This is a genomic window from Embleya sp. NPDC127516, assembly GCF_044765325.1.
GTDB lineage: Bacteria > Actinomycetota > Actinomycetes > Streptomycetales > Streptomycetaceae > Embleya.
On the sequence record NZ_JBIWJT010000014.1, the window covers coordinates 115,782 to 136,751 of the forward strand.

Below are 20,970 nucleotides of genomic sequence, written 5' to 3' on the forward strand. Positions count from 1 at the left end.
GGCGCCGTCGTTGATCCGGTACTCCAGCTGTAGGTCGTGATCTTCATGTCTGGGATGCGGCTTGTCGCCGATAATGACCGGCTCGTGATCGTGCCTGGTGGCGGCGCCGCCGGGCGGACCGGTTGAGTCGATGGGCCGGCGGTGTGCGTGTTCGTCGGCGTTGCAGGTCAGCGGGATCAGGTCGGTTCATCACCGTCGCTGTCCGGCGGACCCAGGAGGGTAGCGGCGGGCCTGGTGATCATCCAGCCCGACCGGCCCCTTCCCGCTCCGGAAGTCCTCCACCCGCCATCTGGAACCTGCGACCTCGACCAGGGTGGCCAGGGATGCCGGCGTGGTGGAGTGACAGCGGTAGTAGGCAAGTTCACCGGTGATGCGGTTGCGGCGAATCAGCACCTGTGGCGGCCCGGTGCCGCTTCGGCGGGCCGATGACAGCCCAGTCGCAGAACCGCTGTCCCTTTGCTCCGCGTCCGGCCGAGACGAGCCTCTGCCAGGCTCGTTTCGGCACCTTCTTCACCAGGGCATCGGCTCGGAACGCGCTTGCGTCGGTGGGCACTTCGGCCGCGCAGGCCACGGCAAGGACGTATCCGATGCCGCGTTCCTCCAAAGCCGTCCGCAGTTTCGGGACACCGCCGTAGACCTCGTCACCCGTGACCCAGCCCATGCGGTGTCCGGCGGTCAGGAGCCGTTCGACATTACCCGGGCCAGTCCGGCTTGGTCGCGAAGACGATGTCCTCGCCGAGCCCCGCAGCCCGGAAAGGGGTCCGGGGCCTGTGCGCCGAAGAGGTCGCACAGCACCACTCGGCCGGAGAGTGAGCGGTTGAGGACACGCACCGCCCCCTGGACGACCTTGCTCGTCAATCGGTCGGTTGCTGGACATCTCCGTTCCCGGCCGCAGAGCCCGGTTCTCCCCTCGCCACGTGCCGCCGTCCGGCCGTCTTGGACGGCCGGACGGGGACGCGCGAAAGCTCGGCTGCCGACTACCGGGGCCGGCAGCGTTGGCCCGTTCGCCAGTTCGCGGTGGCGGCGGCAATGACGGTGCCCAGTCTGTCCCGGGCGCTCACCAGATCGCCGATCCGGCTGTCGATGCGATCCCGTTCCGCCGAAAGCCGGTCGAGCAGTTCGGGCGTCGCCTCACCGTTCACGACACACGGCAGCAGGTCCGCGATCGTCTTGCTCGGCAGCCCGGCGGCGTACAACTGCTGGATCAGCCGGACACGGTCGACCGCGCTGTCCGGGTACTGCCGCTGGCCGCTGGGGCTGCGTTCCGAGGCGAGCAGGTTCTGTTCCTCGTAGTAGCGCAGCGCCCGAACGCTGACGCCTGCCCTGGTGGCGAGGTCGCCGATACGCATCATGTCTCTCCGATGTGAGCCGGACCACACTTCTTGCCTCTGACGTCAGCGTCAGGTTTTAGCGTATCTCGCGACGGCTCGCCCCCTCCGCCCAGGCGAAGGACGAGACCGTGACCGGCTTGTTCGACAGCTTCCCCACCGGAAATGCGAAGGAAGATCCGCCCATGACCACATCAGACGCGCCGGCCACCGACGTGGCCGTCACCGCCCCCGCCCCCATCGTCTCGGTGAAGCCGGTGGTACTGGAAGCACCGGGCCGTGGCGAGGGCCTGCAGGTGAGAATCTCCGCGCCGACAACCGGGAGCGAACTGCCGATCATCGTCTTCTCGCACGGTTTCGGGTCGTCCTTGAACGGCTACGGTCCCCTGGCCGACTTCTGGGCCGCTCACGGTTTCGTGGTGATTCAGCCCACCCATCTCGACTCCAGGACCGTGGGTCTTCCCCGGGACGATCCCCGCACACCGCGGCTCTGGCGCTTCCGCGTCCAGGACATAAAGCGCGTCCTCGACCGGCTCGACCTGCTGGAGGCCGCCGTTCCCGGTCTCGGCGGGCGCCTGGATCGAAGCCGCATCGCCGCGGCCGGACACTCCTTCGGTGGCCAGACGGCGGGCAATCTGCTGGGTCTGCGCGTCCTCGATCCGGTGAGCCGGAAGGCGGAAGACCTGTCCGACCCGCGGATCAAGGCGGGCGTGCTGCTTGCCACGGCCGGCAGGGGCGGAGCCGACCTGACCCCCTTCGCGGCCGAGAATCTCCCGTGGTTGAAGGGACAGGACTTCGCGCACATGACCACGCCGACCCTCGTGGTCGCGGGGAACGAGGACGAGATACCGCTGTCCGTCAGGGGGCCGGAGTGGCTCGCCGACCCGTACCACCTGAGCCCGGGGCGCAAGAGCCTGCTCACCCTGTTCGGGGCAAAGCACTCCCTCGGTGGAATCGCCGGCTACGAAGTCCGGGAGACGACGGACGAGAACCCCGAGCGCGTGTCCCTGATCCAACGGGTCACCTGGGCCTACCTTCGCCACGCGCTCGGCATCGAGGACGCGGGCTGGACGACAGCGCAGAACGCTTTGTCGCAGAGTGTCGCCCCCATGGGGCGGATCGAATCCAAGTGAAACTCCGCGAAACGAACCACCTCCGGGGGCGCTGTGGGCGGCGAAGGTGGCGTTCGCGATATGCACGGCGATGGCGCGGGCCGCCTCCGCCGACGGGTACCGCCGCCGTACGTGGCGCAGTCTCGGCCTGCCCCAGGCTTTCGCCGAGCAGATCACATCCGTCGCCCCGGGCTCCGTGGGTATCGTCCCCGATGCGTAGCCCACCGCCCCTGGCGCGTCTCGATTCGCCGGATTCCGAGATGTGGGTGTGGTGGGGGCCGGCCGGCTCACGCGCGTGATCGCTCCGCCGCCTGTTCCCCATCGCCCGCGGCACGGGGAGCGGCCACGGTGGCCGCCGCGAGATCGAGGCAGGCGGCCATGTTCAGGTCGACCTCGCCGAATGGGCGCACGTGGAACCCGAGGTGTTCCCGGATCTGCGCGCGGTGGTGCTCGACCGTACGGCCCGCCCAGTCGTAGGAATTCGACTCCGAAGGAGGAACCCGCACCTGGGCGACGAACCCCACGGCCTCACCGGGCAACTCGACCCGGCCGCGTGGAAACCGGCCGTACTGCCGCCGAACTTCAGCAGCACGGCGAAGCCCAGCCGCGTCACACCCCGCTTGCCGGACACAAGCGCCTGCTCGTCCTGCAACAGCGTCCAGTGCTCGACCGGTTCGTCCAGGTCCAACGGCCTACGGGCCACGTTCGTGGATGGTCCTCGCGCGGGCTCACACACCGCAGCCGTACGGCCAAGGGGCTCACCCGCACGAGGGATGCCTCGCAAGATCACTGCCGTTGGCGGCTGGTGACACGGTTCCTACTGGCACCCGGGGTAACGGTCGCGGCCGTACCCAAATGGCTTACGAGGCTTTTGGGTTGTTTTGCAATATTGGGGATCAAGATTGCTAAATGTCGCAAATTGCCCTTCGGTCGCCGCTGGTGTTGGGGCTCGTGTGTGTGGTGTGTGCCGCCGGCGGACTCGCCCTGACCTCTCCCGAGATGGGGTTGGGGTGGGACGAGATCGTCTATGTGAGCCAGTACGCCCCGAGCACGCCGGCCGCGTTCTTCAGCGCGCCCCGGTCCCGGGGTGTGGCGCTGCTGGTCGCGCCGGTGGTGATGGTCACCGATTCGACGGTTCTGCTGCGGTACTGGCTGTCGGGGGCGGCCGCGACGGCGCTGTTTCTCGGGTATCTGCCGTGGTTGCGACTGGTGCCCCGGCCGGCGGTCGTGCTCGGTGCGGTGGGCGGCTACGCCACGTTGTGGATCACGCTGTTCTACGCGGGCGCGGCGATGCCCAACCACTACTCGGCCATGGCCGGGGTCTCGGCCGTCGGCTGGTACCTGTGGGTGGCTCGGGGTGGGCACGGGCGGCTCGCACTGGCCGGGTCGCTCGCCGTCGCGGGTCTGGTCCGGCCCGGCGACGCCTTCTGGCTGGCGCTGCCGCTGATCGTCGCCACGCTCGCGGTCCCGGCGTGGCGGCGGGCGGACCTGTTCGCGGTGATCGTGGGCGGATCGTTCGCCGGCGTGCTCGCGTGGCTGGTCGAGGCGCACCTTCGGTTCGGCGGGATCCTCGAACGGGTGCACCGCGCGGGCGAGATCCAGGGCGGTACGGGGCTGACCTTCTCACTTCGCGAGACCGCTTCCGCGTTGGACGGGCCGCTGTTGTGCCGACCCTGTACCGGCGACTCGGTAGCCGCCCCGGCGCTCGTGTGGTGGTGCGCCCTGCCGGTGTTGGTGATCGCCGGCGTGTGGGCCGCGCGGCGGGCGCGGCTGTCGGCGCTTGCCTGGCTGCCCTGTGCCGTGGGCGTCTCCCTGGCCGTCACCTACGTCCTGCTCATCGACTATTCCGCGCCACGTTTCCTGCTGCCGACCTACGCCCTGCTCGCGCTGCCCGCGGTCTGGGGTCTGCTCGCGGTGATCGACGTGGTCCGAGGTCGACTCGGGCGTCGGCGGCCCCGACTCGTCCTGGGGGCGGCGCTCGGTGTGGCGCTTGCCGGACACCTCGCCGTCCAGGTACTGATCACCGCGCACTGGGCGGACAGTCACCGGGAGACGCGTCGGGACTGGGAACGGATCGCGCGGACTGCGCGCGCGGCGGGCATCCGCCCGCCCTGCCTGCTCACCGGCACCGAGGCGATCCCCATCGCCTACTACGCCGGATGCGCCTCGGCGGCGCCGTCGGGCAACAACGCGACGCACACCCGCGATCACCTGATCGCCGAGACGTACCGTGTGCCCTCGGCACTGCTGACCAAGAACGGGGCCGCCCCACCGGCGTGGGCGGCCACATGGCGACGCCACGTCGTCCCGGGCACCGCAACCGACTCGACCTGGGTCGTCCACGTCCCCGAGTGGACCCCCCTGCGGGCCGCCCCCGGCGTGGCCGGCCGCGGGATCCCACCGGAGAGCCCGACGCGGTGAACCGACTGCAGGGCGAAGTGCGCTCAGGTCGGCTTGCAGGACGGCGTCGGGCGTGACGTCGCCCTCGTCGGTCGAGTGCGTGCGGTAGGCGGCCGGGGAGTCACGCCGATCGGTCCACATACGAGCAACCACTTCGCCGTTCGCCAGTTTGCGGACGTGGATGCTTGCGTCGCACGGTCGGCCAGGTGGACGGCTTGGTCGTGGACCTGCCGGTGCGGGCCCGGAGTTCTTGTCGATGTGGTCGATCAGCCAATCGAAACTCCGTGCGGCGGCGGTGCGGCTACCCTGCGGGAATGCCGTACCAGCTCAACGCCGTCATTGGGGTTTTCGACCTGCTCAGGAGCCGGATTGCCGGGACTCGGGAAGCGGTTGTCGCCCCGCTCCGACAGCGCATGGGGCTGGTGCCCGTCACCAAACAGCTCGTCGAGGAGCCGGCGGGTTTGCCCACCGGTCAGGACGGCGCCGGGTCTGGTCAACCATTCACAGTGATGTCCCCGGCCTTCGAGCAGATCTTGAGCGACTGGTCCCGGGGCGGGCCGATCGCCTACGTGGAGGCTGACTTCCACGGGGGACACGGATACCAGACCGCTGCCGTGTGGCGAACCGGCGCGAAAGTGTGGGGTCCGGCCCATACCCGGGTCTTCACCGGCCCGCGGGAAGACTGGCCGATCAATGCCGCGCTCGCCCTACTCGATGTCGTTCCGAGCAGTTCCGAAGAAGCGAGCTCCCACGACGACCTGTTCCTGGAGGCGGGGCTTGGTTGGGAACAGGACATGGACGGCTGGCAGTTGGCCGGCCGGGCCGCTCGATGGGCGGCAACCTACGACGAGTGGCATGCGGAACAGCTCGCGGAGCACGAGAGAACAGCGCGTGCTGCTGCGGAGTGCGAGAAATACAGGAGGCTCCCAAACGTTCCGGTGGCTCTGGACGGTAGGGCGATCATGGAGCTGCTCGGCCTGCCTCCGGGCCCACTGATCGGTGCGGCCACTCGCCATCTACAAGATCTGCATCTCGAACGCGGCCCGCTGTCACGGGAAGAGGCCGTGACCGGGCTGCGGACCTGGGCCGTGGAGCAGGACACGAGGCGCCGAGCCCGGTGACCGGTCGAGTACTCGTTTCATGAGGACCTCAATCATGCCGCCGCCGAGGCGTGGGATGGCGCGCTCCGAACAGAGATGACGCAACACGGGTAAGAGGTCCTTCGCGGCCACAAAACGTCAACACGCCCGTGATCATGTGAGCGTCTTGCTCGCTTCGTCGCGACCCATTCGGTTTCCCGACAATGCACGGCCTACTGCCGGTCGCTCCTATTCGTCGCATGTGCTACTCGGTGGTCACGCCCGCGACAGTCGAAACGATCACGGTCATCCACACCCCGACCAGCACGCAGACCCCCACAGCACGCATCAACCCGACCAACGACCAACCACCACCCCCCCAGACGCAGACTCACATCCCCGGGGAAAGGCGACTCCCGCCTCACGAACACCCCCGGCCCTCCAACCCGCACGGCGCTCCCACCGACCGCGGAACTCCCGGAGTCGCCCGGCTCCCAATCCCCTCACCTTCGGTCGAGGGGCTCGCCTCGACCACATCCTCCATCTGCTCCGCTTCCTCGACTCCCTCCTTCTCCCGGCTCGGCGCCGAACGGAACAACGCCCAACTCGCCGCGGCGAAAAGCCACACGGCGATGCCGCCGTAGAGGGTGATCAGCTCGAACCCCTGGATGAGCGCGTGTGCCCGGATCGTGTCGGTCGGGTCGAGTCGGCGCAGTTCGGGGAAGGCACGCCGCAGATCCTCCGCGTCGTCGCCGTTGGCCACGCGCTCGGTCAGCGACCGCAGGCGCGCGGTGGGCAGGCGTTCCGGCAGATGCGCGCGCAGGTAGGCGGAGACACCGGCGGTGAGCAGCAGCCCCATCATGGAGATGTTGATCGCGAGCGACGTCATCCGGGCGGTCATGTCGAGGCCCGAGGCCATGCCGGCGCGCGCGGTCGGCAGCGAACCTGTGGTGGTGTTGGTGACGGGCGTGTTGGCCAGCCCGAGTCCGATGCCCGCCACGGTCATGCCGGGCAACAGGTCGGCCCAGGTCGGGTTGTCGGTGCCACTGCCGATCCACATCAGGAAGAATCCGCACCCGATGACGAACAGCCCCGCGGGTATCACGACTTCCGCACGCAACCGGAGCAGCAGGCGTTCCGCGAGCGGCGGCAGCACCAGGGTGGGCAGCGTGTACGCGAGCAGGGCCGTGCTCGCCGTCACGACCGCGTGCCCGAGGCCGTGTTCGAGGTGCGCGGGCAGGTAGATCATGAGCGGCCAGAAACTGAAGTTCATCGCGGCCGAGCCGAGCAACGCGCCCGAGAAGCGACGATTGCGGAAGACGGAGAAGTCGAACATCGGGTGTCGACCGACCCGTTCGGCCACCACGAAGCCCACGAGCGAAATCAGGGTGAGGCCGAGCACCATCGTCATCGCCGGGTTCGCGAGGCCCGACGTCGGGGCCCGTGTGATGACGAACGCCAGGCCGAAGATGCCCGACGACAGTGTCACCAGGCCGAGCACGTCCACGCGCGTCGCGTGCGGGTCGCGGGACTCGCGGACGCCCCACGCCAGAAGCGGCAGTGTGAGCAGCGCGATCCCCACGTGGACCAGGAAGACCCACCTCCAGTCGGCGACCTCGACGATCAGACCGCCGATGGCCGGCCCGAGGCCGAGCCCCGCGCCGAAGACGATGCCCCAGACGCCGAACGCCCGGGCCCGCGCCCGGCCGTCCGGGAACCGGTGGGCCAGGATCGCGATCTGGCAGATGAGCATCGCCCCACCGCTCGCCCCCTGGAGGAAGCGGGCGGCGATCAGGAGCGGTGTCGTCGTCGCGAGCCCACACACCAGCGAGGTCGCACCGAACGCCGCCACCGCCGCCGCGAGGACTCGCTTGCGGCCGAACCGGTCCGCAAGAGACCCGGTCGCCATCAGCACGGTCGTCACACCGATCGTGTAGGCGTTCATGATCCACTGGGTGTCCGAGAACGAGCCGTGCAGAACGGTCTGCAACGTCGGCAGGACGACCGGGACACTGGAGATCTCCAGCCCGAACATCAACGCGGACAGACAGATCGCCGCCAACGCGAGAAACGCGTTGCCGTCGGCGCGCGGGTGTTTCATCACGAGTCCGTTCCTCCCCTCGAATCACCGGCCCGACGGATCGCCGAACCAGCGTCCATCGTCGTCGGGACGGCCCGACGAACGAACACGCGATCACCGGCATCCGACCCTTCACGGACTCGCATCCTGCGGTATCGTCCGCGTCATGGCGTCGAATCCACGGCAGGCGATCGATTCGACCGACGTGGCGATCCTGTCCCTGCTCCAGCGAGACGGCCGTATGAGCACGGCCGAGCTGGCCCGTGAGATCAACATGTCCCCGTCGTCCACGGCGGACCGACTGCGCCGGCTCACCGATCACGGAATCATCAACGGCTACCGAGCCGTGATCGACCAGGCCGCGATCGGCCATCCCTTGACCGCGTTCGTCCGCCTCCGCTTCGGCGGCGCCGCCAAGAGCGCCTTCCTGGACATGCTCCGAAACACCCCGCAGGTCCTGGAGGCGCACCACGTCACCGGCGAGGACTGCTACCTGATCCGGGTCGCGGCGCGATCCATGGAAGACCTGGAGACCATCTCGACCAGGATCGCCGTCTTCGGCCACGTCACAACCAACATCGTCTTTGCCAGCCCCATCCCTGCCCGCCCCCTCACCCCCGACCTATCCCCCACAACCGACTCCGGCAACGCTCAGCCCGAATAGCCCCACCCCCGAACCACCCGCATGCGATCTGGGAGTGTCGTCGACCTGCGGGTGGAGTCGGTCGAGCAAGCGTTGGATCTGGTCGACCACGGCCTGCGGGTGCGGCTGGACCGGGGTTCGGTTGTGCGCAAGCGGCGGTCGGTGGGGGCCGCCACGGATCGGGGGACGTGGGTGCGGATCGAGCGCCGTCCCCTGGAGCGCATCGACGGTCAGGGCTGGAACGGCGTCGAGAGCGCGGCCGTGTTGACGGGGATCGCGAAGCCGGAGTGGTTCGCGGGCACGTCATGGCGCGAGGCCGACGCCAACGCCATGTGGCGTGTCGACGAGACCGCGCTTGTCACCGAGACCCCGGTGAAACCCGGCGGCCGACTGGTCGTCGACCCCGACCTGTCGCGGGCGTAGTGAGCGACGCTCGGCTCGTTACTGGTCGACCGCGTCGAAGGGCTCGTCGTGCCGGTGCCGGATGATCTTCACTCCCTGCCTGTCAGCGGCGATCGCCATCCTGTCGGGAGTGAGGCTGGTCGCGATCGACGAAATCCACCGCCTCAACCCGCACACCACCACCGGCGCGGAGACCGCCGATTTGCTGAAGGACCTCACCGAACGCATCGGGGCGACGCTCGTGTACGCGAGCATCGACGTGACCGCCACACCGCTGTTCGGCGGGTACGCGGGGCACAACTCGCCGGACGGGCCAACCCACACCACCCCAACCCACACCACCATCCCGGACACCAAACACCACCCCCAGGCTCAATCGGCGAGGACGCCCTCGCGCCTACCCGCCTCCGCCGGACGGCGGGGTGGTGTCGGCGAGGAAGTCGAAGGCCAGCCCGCTGGAGGTCTCGCCGCGGCCGGGGGTGCGGTGCGTGGCGAGCCAGACCGAGACCCGGCCATTGCGCCACCGGGTGCGGTTGTAGGCCACCGTCACCCCGGTGCCGGTCTGCGAGACCTCCTCCTCGTGGACGAAGTACGGCCGGCCCTGGTCGAACCCCTCCCGCAACAACGACGTACGAGCCCGCACCGGCAGACCGTCGACCACCCCGGGCATGGCCGCGCGTTGCAGCCGGATCTTCCGGTTCTGCCCGGGTACGTGTACCGGAATGAACGGAATCCAGTTCTCCGGCACCGAGTTCATCGCCTCGTAGGCCACCGGCGCGACGGCCGGCGGCGGGTCGGCGGGCGGGTGCAGGCGCAGCCGGTGCGCGAGGATCTCCGCGGCCACCTCGCTGCCGCGCCGGGGCTCTCCGGTCGCCAGGCGCACGGTCTGCTCGATGCCCCACACCATGTTCGCGCTCTCGTCGCGAACCAGTGCCACCTCCTCCAGGACCGGCCCCTCGGCGACCTTGGGCACGCTCGGCGGCAGCAGCAGGTCGGTGTCCGCGGTGACGGAGGCGTCGCCGATGGTGTCCAGGGTGAACATCGACCAGCGCTGCCAGTCGGCGTCGTCACCCGAACCCGCCGGCGTGATCCACAACTTCCGGCCGAAGACGTCGGTCACCGCGAGGCCGCGGATCGAGGCCAGCGTGCCGACGGGCAGATCACACGGCAGCCGGAACCAGTCGTTGCTGTAGACGAGCGCGAACTCCAGGAAGATCAGCCGCGCCAGGTCCGTGCTGTCCGGTCGTACGGCGGCGAAGTTGGTACGGCCGTCCTCGACGGCCCACCAGCGCGGCAGCGGCATGCCGGAGAACCGCACCGGCGCGGGGAAGACGGTGCGGTTGAGCGCCGCCGGCGGCGCGGCGGTCCCGCCGAGAGGTCCGGTCGGATCGACGGAGAACGCGTGCCAGTCGAGGGTGCCGCCCGGATACTCCCGCGCGGTGAGCACCTTCTCCGTGCCGCCGGGGGTGCCGGCGGCGACGGAGAATCGGTGTTCGAGGCGTGCGGGGTCCCAGGTGGTGTTGCCGGTGTGGGTGGTGGGGTTCTCGGTCGGCTGATCGATGAGGGTGTCGAACCAGTCCACCAACCGTTTGCCCTGCTTGGTGAGTTCGTCTCGATGCAGACCCAACAGCCCGGCGATGCCCTCGTAGGCGGGGCGTCCGCGCTTGAGGTCCAGGTAGAACTCGTACCCGTCCATACGGCGGCCTGCGATCGCCTGCATCGTGGACCAGACCTCGGGATGCGCCACCCGGGGGGTGTCGGCGTCGACGGCGGGATCGGGCAGCGCGATCGGGTAGCGCGCGATGTACTTCTGCCGCACGTTGAGGCTGATCAGGTTGAGCAGCAGGTTGCGGCCGACGAGTTTCATCCACCGGCGGCCGATGGCCAACCGCAGATCGAAGGAGATCCGGTCCGCGCCGAACGTGAACGGCAGCACGCGCCGTTCGGCGATCGTCTCCAGCGGGCGGTCGGCGGGCAGCGGCTCGACCGCGCCGTCGATGGGTCGGAACCGGGTGGGGGGCGAGGCGACGACCGAATACGTGGCGGTCACCGGCGAACCGGCGTCCGCGCCGCGGAACTCGCCCATCTGCCACTGCCGGGTGAGCATCCACAGCGGATCGCGCACCTCCGCGCGCAGCGCGCGATCGAAGTCGGTGGTGCGGGGTCGTCCCTCGAGGCGGTTCCACAGGCCGACCGTCGGCGCGGAGCGCTGTTCCAGTGCCTCGCGGAGGTTTTCGATACGGAGCTCAGTCACGGGTCTTCCAGCGCAGGTTGGCGATCGCGAGATCGGTGCTGATCGTGATCGGTTGTCGGGTCGCCGACATGACCGTGGCCGGGAGCAGTTGCGCGTAGGCGGTGTCGTCCAGGTGTTGCGGCTCCACCGCGCGGATCCGGGCCAGCTCGAACGTCTCCTCGACGGCCGCGACCAGGTCCTCCCAGGCCAAGGGGTCGGTCGTGACGGGCGGTACGACCAGGAGCATCGCCTGTGGGGGTTCGGAGTCCGGCGCGTCGAAGTGCACGGCGATCCCGGTGGTCTCCCGCTCGGCGGGGATCACCTCGGTCCACTCGTCGAACAGTAGGCCGCAGCGTCGAGGGCCGGCGAGCAGGGGTTCGGGCATGTACTGCGCGGTGAACAGCAGTCGGTCCTCGACGATCCCGGTACCCGCCTTGAACTCCATCGCCAGCCAGTGGTCACCGGTGCGATACGGGAACTGGACCGGGGTCAACTGCGGTTCCTGCCACCCCACCACGTTGCTCAGCAGCCCGCCCGGGCCGCGCAGCGCGTCCCCGAGCGCGACGGCCTTCTCCCACAGGCGGGGCTTGTCCCGCACCCGGGCGACGCCGTGTACCCAGTCGTCGACGGGGAAGTCCCGACCGAAGTCGTCGACGAGGTGCCGGACCAGGGCGGTGCTGTCGGTGCGGGCCTTCTTCCAGTCCTGGGCCAACTGGTCCGATGGGGTGAACTCGGGCACCACCAGGACGTCCTCGCCGAGCATCGCCACCAGCGCCTCGGTCGCGGCCCGGACCCGATCCGGGTCGGTCGCGGCCTGATCGTACGCGCCGAGCGCCTTGTCACCGGCGGTGAGCCGGCCGGTGACGTCGACCTGCAACGCCTGGGCCCGGCCGAGCAGATCACGCCCCAGCGTGACGATGCGGTCCTCCAGCGGCGTCAGGTCCAACCCGACCGCGTCGAAGGCGCTCAGCGGCAGCAGCGCGCGGACCTCGGTGAGCAGCGCGCTCAGCGTGGTCTTGGTAGTGCGGGCGACCCGTTTGAGCCCCTGCAACCGGGAGTCGAACGCCGACCTCCTGGTGCCGACGATGGTGCGCAGTTTCGCGGGGGTCGACGGGCGTGGGCTGGTCGGCGTCGTGGTGAGCAGGCGCTCGGCCGCCTCCAGCAGCCGGTACCGGTCTTCGGTGGGCGTGGAAGTCGGCAGCGCGTCGTAGCGAGCGATGAGCGTGTCGGCCTCGGCGAGCGAGAGCGTCATCCGGTCCGCCGCCACGTCGACGGTGTCCAACACGTCGCGGAACAGCCCCCGGCGCCACTCGACCAGCTCCGCCCAGCCGCTGCGCAGGAGACCGAATCCACCTGCGGTCGTGGCCAGTTGGCAGTGCGTGGTGAGGAGCGCGTCGATGCGGGCGAGGATGTCCGCGCGCCGCGGTGGAGCGGGGTCGGGCGGGTACAGCGACACCAGGGCGGTCAGATGGTCGGCCACCCTGGCGCGCAGTGCGTCCAGGCCCGTGCGTACGGCCGCAGGCCGTTCCCTGGGCACCACGACCGCGTCGTCGGCCGAACGATCGACGGTGGCGGCTCCCGAGGCGGGCATCAGGTCGGTGGGGCGCAGCGGTCGGGAGGTGGTCGCCAGCGAGCGCAGCGTCTCCACCAATGGCGACATCTCGAACACGGTGACCTTGCCGGTCACCCGCGTGGCGTATCGGATGGCCAGGGGGACGTCGGGGCGCGGCTTGTCGCGGGTGACCACGACGCCGATGATCCGGTCGTCCAGGTCGGTCATCGCGGCGTCGTCGGTCGGCCGGATTGTCCACAGCAGGTCAATGGGTTGCAGTTCGAGGTCGGCCTGGGTGACTACACTGCTGCGGGGCGTGCCGTCGAGCGGATCGGTCCAGGTGACCAGGACGGCGACGTCGGACTGTGGCGGCAGCAGGGTCGGCAGCCAGTCGTTGACGGCGGGCTCGGCCTTGGCGCGCGGGCCGTCGCCGCGGAAACGGCTCGCACCGTTGTTCGGGGCCAGTCCCGCGGTGAGTTGCACGGCGAAGCGGTGGGTGAGGGTGGTGCCGCTGCGGGGGGTTTGCACCACGGCCGGTTCGGGCGGGAAGCCCTCCTTGGCGTAGGCGTCCAGGGTCGCGGAGGCGCGTTCGGTGTTGCCGAGCATGACCTGATGGGTGCTCTCGGCCACCGCGAGGTCGGCCAGCGCGTCGTGGATGTCGAGCAGGTGTTGTACCTCGGTGTTCATCGCGGCCTGTTCGTCGTCGGAGGCGTCGGGCATGTCCTCGGCCCCGAAGGGGTACGTCGGCTCGGCCGGCGGGCGGGTGGCCCGGAGCACGAGTTCGAGCCCGTCGACGACGTTGCGCGCCTCGATCACGTCGATCTCGTTGCGCTCCCGCTCCGCGACCTCGGACAGTCGGCCCGCGCGCAGCGGGAAGGCGCGGCGCAACGCGGGCAGGAAGCGGTCGAGTTCGATGCCCGGGTGGCCGTCGTGCAACCCACGTTCGAACCGTTGCCCGAGCAGCGCCCCGAGTGACCGGCCCGCGCGCAGCCCGTCGAGGAGACCGAGCGCGATCCGTACCCGTTCGGAGCTCAGGTTCACCGCGAACGAACCGGGGTGGGTCGGCGAGCCGTTGGCCAGGTAGCCGGCCCGCAGAACTGCGGCGGTCACCGCGTGAGCCGGCGAAGGGGCGTGCGTGTAGCCGCCGTTGCGGCGGTCGTGGGTGATCGACGTGGTTCCGAACACGGTCGCGAGTTCCCCGCTCAGCGGTACCGAGGTGAGCCCTTCGGTATCGCGCGGGCGCACCTTTTCGAGGCGCCCGTAGCAGCCCAGGTGCAGCCCGCGGCGGGGGGTTCCGCCGCCGTCGGGGCCGAACCGCAGTTCGGACAGGCGTTCGTTGGCCAGTCCGAGCAGCCAGGCGTCGAGCCGGTAGGTCGCGCAGTCGAGGTGTTCGGCGAACACCCGCTCCAGGCGGGCCGTGGGCAGGTCGGCGAGCAGTGCGATGGCGTCGAGTTGGTCGGCGAGCGGCTCGGTGTGCGGATTGCCGGCGGCGAGCGCGCCGGGGATGAACCGGTGCACCAGGAGGTTCGGGTCGGTGCTGTGGGTGATCTCGAAGTCGGGTGTGTACAACTGCCGGTATCGGCTCTCGCTCACCGGCGGCTGCGTCTCGCCCGGCCGCTGGGTCCGTACGTGCACGAACGGCGGATCGGCGAGCGAGTCGGGCGGTCGATGCGCGGCGACCGCGAGTCGGCGTCCGGTGTCCTCCCAGCCGAGCAGGACCGCGTGGCGCAGCAGCAGGTACAGCAGCGCGGCGGGCGGCCGATCCCGGGCGAAGCCCCTTTCGAGGCGGACCTTGTCCAGGTCGGTGCGGCCGTTGTCGACGAGCCAATGTAGGTAGTTGCGCGCGTCGGGCGGCGCGGTGTAGGTCCGGACCGGGTCGGTCTCGGACAGCGGGCGGTCGTCGACGAGCGGGGCGAGCAGGGGGTGTTGGGTGTCGACGAACAGGCGGCGCAGCAGCGCCGGGTCGGGGCGCTCGGGGGGATGCGCGTCGTAGCCGAGCCGCTTCAGGAGTCCGCGGATGGGGTCCGGCATGTGCAGGATGGTGTCCAGTGCCTCGGTGACCTTGGTGCCGAGGCCGCGGAGGTTTTCCCGGTTGAAGATGTCCTCGACGCTCTGCGCGTGCCGCTGGTGGTACTCGGCGGAGGTGGGGTGCAGCGCCAAAATGTCCAGCAGTCGCTGGTGCGGATCGGGGTTTCCGGTGTCGGCGGTGGCGACCTTGGTCTTCGCGGCGGCCCGCCAGTCCGTCAGCGCGGCGCGCAGCAGGGTGTTCAGGGCGGTGCGGTGGGTGGACGCGGCGGGCCAGGTCATCCGGCTGAACGCGGTGGTCGGCAGGATTCCGTACGGCTGTCGGCCGATCCGGACCGAGGGGATGGGGCCGCGTCCGCTGACGTTGCGGACGAAGAAGTCGCGGGTCCTTTCCACGGTCTGCTCCGGCACGATCGGATGCAGGGTGGTGCGCAGGAAGTTGCCCCAGGTCGCGGGCCACAGCGCGGTGTTCGCCGCGCGTGCGTCGCGCTGGTCGGTGCGGTCGGCGTTCGGCATGCCGGTCAGGACCGCGGGGTCGATGCCCAGGAGTTCGGCGAAGCACTGGCCGTCGGTGCGGGCGGTCCAGTCGTCGGGCGCGGCCGTGGCGGTGTACCCGAGGGTCGTGCGCAGGGCGGCGTCGATCTCCTCGCGGGCGTCCTGGCCGGCGGGAGCCTGCTCGGTGTTGTTCGTGGGCGTGCCCTGGGGAAGCAGCGTGTAGCCCGCCGGGCTGCGCAGTTGCCGGGTGATCAACCCGCCCAGTTCGACGGCGGATTGCTGCGGGTCGGTGCGTTCGCGCAGGCCCAGCACGATCAGCCGGTCGACACCGTTGCGGTTGTGTTCGTCGAGCGGGACGCGGATGCCCATGCCCACGTCGACGGCCGCGGTGAAGTCGGTCAGCCAGCGCAGGGCCGGTGGTACGCGCAGTACGCCGGTGCGTTCGTCCACCCTGAGCTGTTCGCTCGTACTCGTGCCCGGGTCCGGGCCGACCGTCAACTCGTCGGGCACCGGCTTGCCGGGCACCGAGAACACCCGGGTCTCGCCGACGTATCCGAGGGCGACGAACCGGTCGGGCAGCAGGCGTGCCTTGGCGGGTCGGGTCCACGAGTCGGCGGCGACCCGGGCGGGGCGCGGCAGCACCGGGAAGGCCACCACGACGTTGTCGCGGGGGTCGGTGGGCGCGGCGTCGATTCCGGGCGGGGGTCGTTTGCGGATCTCCTGGGCGCGTACGGGGCCCACGGCGGTCAGCAACGCGGCGTCGGCGGAGCGCAGTCGGGCGCGGTCGCCGTGTGCCCGCCAAACGGCGGTCCAGTACGCGATCGTGGGTTGCCGGTCGGCCGAGGCCGGCGCGGTCGGGCCGATGAGCACCAGCACGACGGTGTCGGCGGGCACGTTCGCGGGCTTCTCGGCCTGGTTGGTGGGCGGGTGTTCGCCGCGCAGCCACGTCGCGCGACCGGGAGCGACCCGGGCGACGAACTCGTGCCACGCCGCTCCTTCGGCGCCGGCGTCGCCACCTGCCCGCCACACCGCGGTCCAATAGGCGCTCAAGGCGGCGAACTCGGCCTCACTGGGCAGGGGTTCGAAGGTGTCGACGGCCCATTCGTCCGGGAACACCCGGATCAGCAGCTCGGTGGAGGTGAAGCAGGTCTCCAGTCGGACGGGACCGAGGAGTACCGGAAGGTCGTCACTGAGCCGATCGAGCATCGAGCAACATCTCCTGTGCGTGTACGGCGATCAGTACCGGTGCCTGAAAGAGCATGTAGGCGACGTCCGCGGAACTCAGCCGCGAGTGCCACAGCGGCAGCGCCGCGTCCTCGCGGCGCTGTTCGCGCTTTTCCCGGTCGTCCTCGGAGCCGTCGAAGGACACGAGCGGGAACTGCACCGCCGGATCGAGGGTGACGAAGCCGCGGTCGTGCGGGTCGACGTCCCGCCAGGACACGTCGTTCCACACTTCGATCGGAGTGCCCGGGCCGTCGTCGGCGCCGAATCGGGGATCGCCCGGGCGTTCCTTGATCACGAAGAACCAGCCCGCGTCCCGGGGAGGGTTCCCCCGGGCCTGAGCGGCCGTCAGGTCGAAGCCGAGCAGCGTGATGTCCGGTTCGACCTTGGCCTCGTAGATCGGCAGCTTGACCAGGTCGGGGGAGGGGTGTTCGTCGTCCGGGACCGTCGCGAGCGTACGTTCCACGGTCGGGTCGACCACGCCGTCGTCGTTCTTCCCCCAGGTCGCGCGGTGCGCGTACACGGCCGCCGTCGGGTACTTCTTGAGCAACTCGCCGCGGATGACCAGGACCAGTTCCTCCGCCTGGACCAGATCACGATTGTCGTGTCCGCCCAGCACCGTCGCCGGCGTCCAGGTGTCCATGCGGGTGATGTCGTAGAGGCGTTCGCGTCGCTCGTCGGGTGTCTCGCCCGGTTGGGGCAGTTCCGCGCGCGGGTCCCAGAACTGGCGGAAGGGCGTGCCGCGTTGATCGGTCGGATACTCGCGCCACAGCAGTTCGCGGGCCATCTCGTGGTTGAGGCCGGCCATGAAGGCCTCGATGAACTCCTGGTCGGTAGCCAGGAGGGTGATGGTGTTCGGCGGGATCAGACCCAGGTTCGGTACGAACGTGTCGACGGACATGTCCAGGAGCGTTCGGTACATCGGCAGGTCGACGACGGGATACGCCATCGCCTCGATGAATCGTTGGGCGCACGGCCGCAGCCGCGTCGGCAGGCTCACCTCGCTCAACAGCTGCCTGGGCACGGTCTCGTCGGAGTGCAGTTCGCCGAGCACGCGATCGCCGACCGGGACCACGCCCAGCGGATCGCGGGAGGGTGCACGCCCGCCGACGGCTGCCGTGTCGAAGCCCCGATGCAGGTCCCCGATTCCGATCTTGAACCGCTCCGCCTCCTTGCTGTCCGTGCCGCCCGGGTGCGGGACCACGCCTTCGCCGGGCAGGCTGATCAGGAAATCGGCGCTGGTGGGCAAGCCGTCCAGGGGGTCCGACGATGCGACGACGCCCGGCGCGTAAGACCGGGCGGACGCGGCCGGAGGGGGGTTCGGCGGGGGCAGTACGGAGACCAGTTTCGCCGGGGTGACGACCGCGGCCGGCGTGCTCTTCGGCGCGGCGGCGACGATCCCGGAGGCCGGGTCGTCCATCCTGGGCAACAGCGCGTCCGGCGGCGGTCGGTCGTCGTCGAACGGCAGCGTGCGCATCAGTCGTGATCCCAGGCGGGTGATCCGCCGCATCGCCGGCGACACCGGCGCGGCCGAGATCCGGCTGCCCCCCACCTTGAACTCGACGGCGACCAGCGGGCCCGCGTCGGCCGCGGCGGTTCCCGTGGCCTCGGGCGTCGTCACCCGCGAGCCGGTCGGCGTGGTCAGCCGCAACGCCCGGCCGGTGGGGACGGGGAGGGGGTCGTCGGCCGACCGCTCGGTCGGCACGCTCGGCGGCGACAGGTGCTTTTCGTGCAACACGCGGCCGACCTCGCGGGCCAGTTGCGCGGCCCGGATGCGGTCGTTGGCCGCGAGCACGTCGCCCACCTGTGCCCAGGCAGCGGCCATGAACTCCTCCTGCCGCGTTTGCACCACCCGGGTACCGAAGTTCGCGGCGATCCGAAAGCGCGGATCGAGGTTGAGCCGGTGCACCCAGTTGCGGTTCTCCGGCGCGGCGATCGGCGTGCCGTCGCGTCCGGTCAACAGCCGCGCCGTGCGCGCGTGCCAACGCCCGTACAGCGGAGGCGTGATCACCGGGTCGACCTCGGCGGTCGCGCTCGGCGGGTCGGGCGCGATGGCCGACTCGGCGTGCGCGATCGCGGGCGCGTGTTCGAGGTAGTCGTCGGCCAGGTTGACCAGTTTGGCGAGCGCCTGCTGGAACGGGTGCGGATAGGGCAGGGGAACCGGCGGCGGAGGCAGCGGTGGAGGCGGGGGCGGTGGAGGGGGAAAGCGACCGTCCCAGTTGTCCCACAGGTCCTGCTTGCGGTCGGGGACGCGCAGCGCTCCACCGAGTTTGAGCACACCCTCGAGTTCGGCGGGCGTGGTGATCCCGGGCAGCCCGGGACCCGGTGGGCGCCGCACGTCGACGTCGCGCCGCCCCACGCGCTCGTCGGCGTGCCCGGGTTGCAGCAGGCGGACCAGGTACTCGAAGTCCCCCGCGCTGCCGGTGCCAAAGAACCACCGGTGGTAGTAGGGCAGTTGCCCGGGTACCTGACGATGGGGATAGTCCGTCCCCCAGGCGGGGTGGGCGGCGGTCGGCGCGGCCGACGGGTCCAGGCCCAGTCCGGCCAGGCGTCCGGTCTCGAACGCGGGCACCACGAAGGCGTGGTATCCGGTGTTCGGCAGCAGGTGGCGCGGACAGATCAGCCGGGAGCAGGCCCGGTCCGGCCGGGAGCCGAGCACCCCGCGCAGCGCGGACAGCGCCGAGGACATGTTCTCCGAGACGATCGGATCGTCGAGTTCGCCGTCGACGTGCACGTGTGCCCACGCCCCGAGTTGCTCGGGCGGCGGCAGGGTGCCGGCCGGGTCGGCGACCGTGACGAAGGGCAGCGGCCGGCCGGGCAGCGTGCCCTCGGTGAACTCGCCCACCTCACCCGAGTCCGTCGGTCCCGCCAGCACGATCAACGCGAGCCACGGCCGCAGCCTTCCGGTGTCCGCCTCGGGCGCCAGCGGGCTGTACTGCCAGGGGAAGTCCTCGTCGTAGAACTCGATGTGCGCCAGGTAGTTGGGTTCCGCGTTGGTGACCCACTCGCGCGGCTCGGTCCGCGAGACGACCCGTGGGTCGATGCCGACGATGTCGCCGGGCCCGTACAGCTGCACCTTCTGCTCGACGAAGCGCTCGGACGGCTGCCCGCCGATCGGCTCGGCGGTCAGGTGCAGCTTGACCGGAATCTCGGCCCGGGTGACCGAGCCGGTGGGATCCGCGGCGATTCGGGTGGCGATCCCGCCGCGCAGCCAGGGCAGGAAGGAATACGCGTTCGCCGTCACGAACCGCTCCCGAACACCTCGGTGGTCGCGGTGAGTTCGCCGACGCTCGGGTCGGCGGCGGCGAGTCCGGCGCGCACGGTCCCGCCGGCGACCAGGAGCCGGCCGTCGGACAGCGCGGTGGCGGCGAACGCCCAGCGGCCGATCGCCGGTCCGGTCGCGGCGCTCCAGGTCCGGGCCGCGTCGTCGAAGATCAGCGCGCTGCGATAGCCGACGCCGTCGCGCACCTCGGCGGTGCCGCCGACGAGCAGGAACTTGCGCGAACCCAGGGGCACGACGCGGTGGAAGCCGCGACCGCCGGGTGTGCCGGGCATGGCCGTCCACTTCCCCGTCGCCAGGTCGAAGCGTTCGGTGGTCAGGGTGGGGAACGGATCGAACGTGCCGTCGCCGGGGATGCCCGGGGTGGCGCCGCCGAAGGCCAGCACGGTCGTGTCGGTCGCCGCGACGGCCTGATGCCGGCTCCTCGGCTGGAGCATGCTCCCCGTGGGCGCCCAGCCCTGGGCGGGGGTGAACAACTCGCAGAACGCCAACGACGCGTCGTCGCCGCCGGAGATCGGCGCGGTGCCGCCGCAGACCAGCACCTGACCGCCCTTGAGCAGCACCGCCGAGTGGCCGGTCCTGGCGTCGGTCATCGGCCCGGCGTCGGTCCACGTGTCGGCGTTCGGATCGTAGATCTCCGCCGAACGCAAAGCCTTGAGCGAGTCCCCGGAGCGGATCGCCACCCCACCTGCTACCAGCACCGTCTTGTCCGCCAACAACACGGCGCTGTGGCCCCAGCGGGCCTCGTTCATGTCGGCGACGGGCTTCCAGGAGCCGTCGCCGGTGTTGTAGATCTCGGCGGCGGCCAGGCCCGGGGACAGCGGCGACGACCCGCTGGTGCCGCCGGCGACCAGGACGTTGCCGTCGTCGAGCCGGGTCACGGTGTGCTGCCGGCGCGGGAAGCGCAGCGGGACCGCGGCCGTCCAGGTCGCGGCCGTCGGTTCGTAGACCGCGGTCCTGGTGAGCACGACCGACGCGGCGTCGATGCCGCCCACCAGCAACACCTTGTCGTTCTTCAACAGCACGGCGTTGTCGTACTGTCCGTACCAGGCGGCCGATACCGGCAGGTCGCCGGTCTTCGTCCACGTTCCGACGGCCGCGGCTGCGGGACTGGTCATGG

General features: G+C 70.5%; 12 protein-coding genes and 2 pseudogenes. 6 read left to right on the top strand and 8 right to left on the bottom strand.

Annotation, left to right across the window (positions count from 1 at the left end; all coding sequences use genetic code 11):
• Window positions 1–43: 43 nt before the first annotated feature.
• A pseudogene (locus ACIRL2_RS26930) lies at window positions 44–752 on the bottom strand (transposase); the annotation flags it as partial.
• Between the two features lie 225 nt (window positions 753–977).
• Window positions 978–1,349 carry a MerR family transcriptional regulator gene (locus tag ACIRL2_RS26935; RefSeq protein ID WP_395861841.1) on the bottom strand — a complete coding sequence of 124 codons (372 nt, stop codon included), beginning with the start codon at window positions 1,347–1,349 and terminating at the stop codon, window positions 978–980.
• 164 nt (window positions 1,350–1,513) lie between these two features.
• Between ACIRL2_RS26935 and ACIRL2_RS26940 the strand changes: the two genes are divergently transcribed.
• Window positions 1,514–2,461, top strand: coding sequence for an alpha/beta hydrolase family protein (locus ACIRL2_RS26940; protein ID WP_402235118.1), 948 nt, complete (start codon window positions 1,514–1,516; stop codon window positions 2,459–2,461).
• Between the two features lie 266 nt (window positions 2,462–2,727).
• Here the strand turns inward: ACIRL2_RS26940 and ACIRL2_RS26945 are convergent, their stop codons facing one another.
• Entirely contained in the window at window positions 2,728–2,964 is a 237-nt protein-coding gene (locus ACIRL2_RS26945) for a hypothetical protein (RefSeq protein WP_402235121.1), read from the bottom strand.
• A gap of 385 nt (window positions 2,965–3,349) precedes the next feature.
• Between ACIRL2_RS26945 and ACIRL2_RS26950 the strand changes: the two genes are divergently transcribed.
• Complete coding sequence (locus tag ACIRL2_RS26950; protein WP_395861541.1) at window positions 3,350–4,861, top strand: hypothetical protein; 1,512 nt, start codon at window positions 3,350–3,352, stop codon at window positions 4,859–4,861.
• 293 nt (window positions 4,862–5,154) lie between these two features.
• Window positions 5,155–5,961, top strand: a complete 807-nt coding sequence (locus ACIRL2_RS26955; protein WP_402235124.1) for a hypothetical protein — start codon at window positions 5,155–5,157, stop codon at window positions 5,959–5,961.
• A gap of 379 nt (window positions 5,962–6,340) precedes the next feature.
• On the opposite strand, the gene ACIRL2_RS26960 is transcribed toward ACIRL2_RS26955, so the two are convergent.
• Complete coding sequence (locus ACIRL2_RS26960; protein ID WP_402235125.1) at window positions 6,341–8,020, bottom strand: MFS transporter; 1,680 nt, start codon at window positions 8,018–8,020, stop codon at window positions 6,341–6,343.
• Window positions 8,021–8,165: 145 nt separating this feature from the next.
• On the opposite strand from ACIRL2_RS26960, the gene ACIRL2_RS26965 reads away from it, so the two are divergent.
• The 3 genes and pseudogenes from ACIRL2_RS26965 to ACIRL2_RS26975 all read left to right on the top strand — a co-directional run.
• The gene (locus tag ACIRL2_RS26965) at window positions 8,166–8,663 is read left to right on the top strand and encodes an Lrp/AsnC family transcriptional regulator (RefSeq protein WP_402235127.1); all 498 of its coding nucleotides are present in this window, start codon (window positions 8,166–8,168) and stop codon (window positions 8,661–8,663) included.
• A 21-nt stretch (window positions 8,664–8,684) separates the two neighbouring features.
• Window positions 8,685–9,065 carry a hypothetical protein gene (locus tag ACIRL2_RS26970; RefSeq protein ID WP_402235130.1) on the top strand — a complete coding sequence of 127 codons (381 nt, stop codon included), beginning with the start codon at window positions 8,685–8,687 and terminating at the stop codon, window positions 9,063–9,065.
• Window positions 9,066–9,171: 106 nt separating this feature from the next.
• Window positions 9,172–9,359, top strand: a pseudogene (locus tag ACIRL2_RS26975) (ATP/GTP-binding protein); the annotation flags it as partial.
• An 82-nt stretch (window positions 9,360–9,441) separates the two neighbouring features.
• On the opposite strand, the gene ACIRL2_RS26980 reads toward ACIRL2_RS26975, so the two are convergent.
• From ACIRL2_RS26980 to ACIRL2_RS26995, 4 genes are read right to left on the bottom strand one after another with little or no spacing between them, the layout of a single operon-like run.
• On the bottom strand, window positions 9,442–11,298 hold the full coding sequence (locus ACIRL2_RS26980) for a hypothetical protein (protein ID WP_402235132.1): 1,857 nt from the start codon (window positions 11,296–11,298) through the stop codon (window positions 9,442–9,444).
• Window positions 11,291–16,555, bottom strand: a complete 5,265-nt coding sequence (locus ACIRL2_RS26985) for a hypothetical protein (protein ID WP_402235135.1) — start codon at window positions 16,553–16,555, stop codon at window positions 11,291–11,293. Before ACIRL2_RS26985 ends, ACIRL2_RS26980 begins: the two co-directional genes overlap by 8 nt.
• Window positions 16,536–19,814 carry a hypothetical protein gene (locus ACIRL2_RS26990; protein ID WP_402235137.1) on the bottom strand — a complete coding sequence of 1,093 codons (3,279 nt, stop codon included), beginning with the start codon at window positions 19,812–19,814 and terminating at the stop codon, window positions 16,536–16,538. The genes ACIRL2_RS26985 and ACIRL2_RS26990 overlap by 20 nt, the downstream gene beginning before the upstream one ends.
• Window positions 19,811–20,968, bottom strand: a complete 1,158-nt coding sequence (locus ACIRL2_RS26995) for a Kelch repeat-containing protein (protein ID WP_395861524.1) — start codon at window positions 20,966–20,968, stop codon at window positions 19,811–19,813. Before ACIRL2_RS26995 ends, ACIRL2_RS26990 begins: the two co-directional genes overlap by 4 nt.
• Window positions 20,969–20,970 lie beyond the last annotated feature (2 nt).

Bases quoted from the DNA above. Each gene is read 5' to 3' on its own strand.
- ACIRL2_RS26935 (WP_395861841.1), bottom strand. From the start codon at position 1,349: ATGCGTATCGGCGACCTCGCCACCAGGGCAGGCGTCAGCGTTCGGGCG.
- ACIRL2_RS26940 (WP_402235118.1), top strand. From the start codon at position 1,514: ATGACCACATCAGACGCGCCGGCCACCGACGTGGCCGTCACCGCCCCC.
- ACIRL2_RS26950 (WP_395861541.1), top strand. From the start codon at position 3,350: ATGTCGCAAATTGCCCTTCGGTCGCCGCTGGTGTTGGGGCTCGTGTGT.
- ACIRL2_RS26955 (WP_402235124.1), top strand. From the start codon at position 5,155: ATGCCGTACCAGCTCAACGCCGTCATTGGGGTTTTCGACCTGCTCAGG.
- ACIRL2_RS26960 (WP_402235125.1), bottom strand. From the start codon at position 8,020: ATGAAACACCCGCGCGCCGACGGCAACGCGTTTCTCGCGTTGGCGGCG.
- ACIRL2_RS26965 (WP_402235127.1), top strand. From the start codon at position 8,166: ATGGCGTCGAATCCACGGCAGGCGATCGATTCGACCGACGTGGCGATC.
- ACIRL2_RS26970 (WP_402235130.1), top strand. From the start codon at position 8,685: ATGCGATCTGGGAGTGTCGTCGACCTGCGGGTGGAGTCGGTCGAGCAA.
- ACIRL2_RS26985 (WP_402235135.1), bottom strand. From the start codon at position 16,555: ATGCTCGATCGGCTCAGTGACGACCTTCCGGTACTCCTCGGTCCCGTC.
- ACIRL2_RS26995 (WP_395861524.1), bottom strand. From the start codon at position 20,968: ATGACCAGTCCCGCAGCCGCGGCCGTCGGAACGTGGACGAAGACCGGC.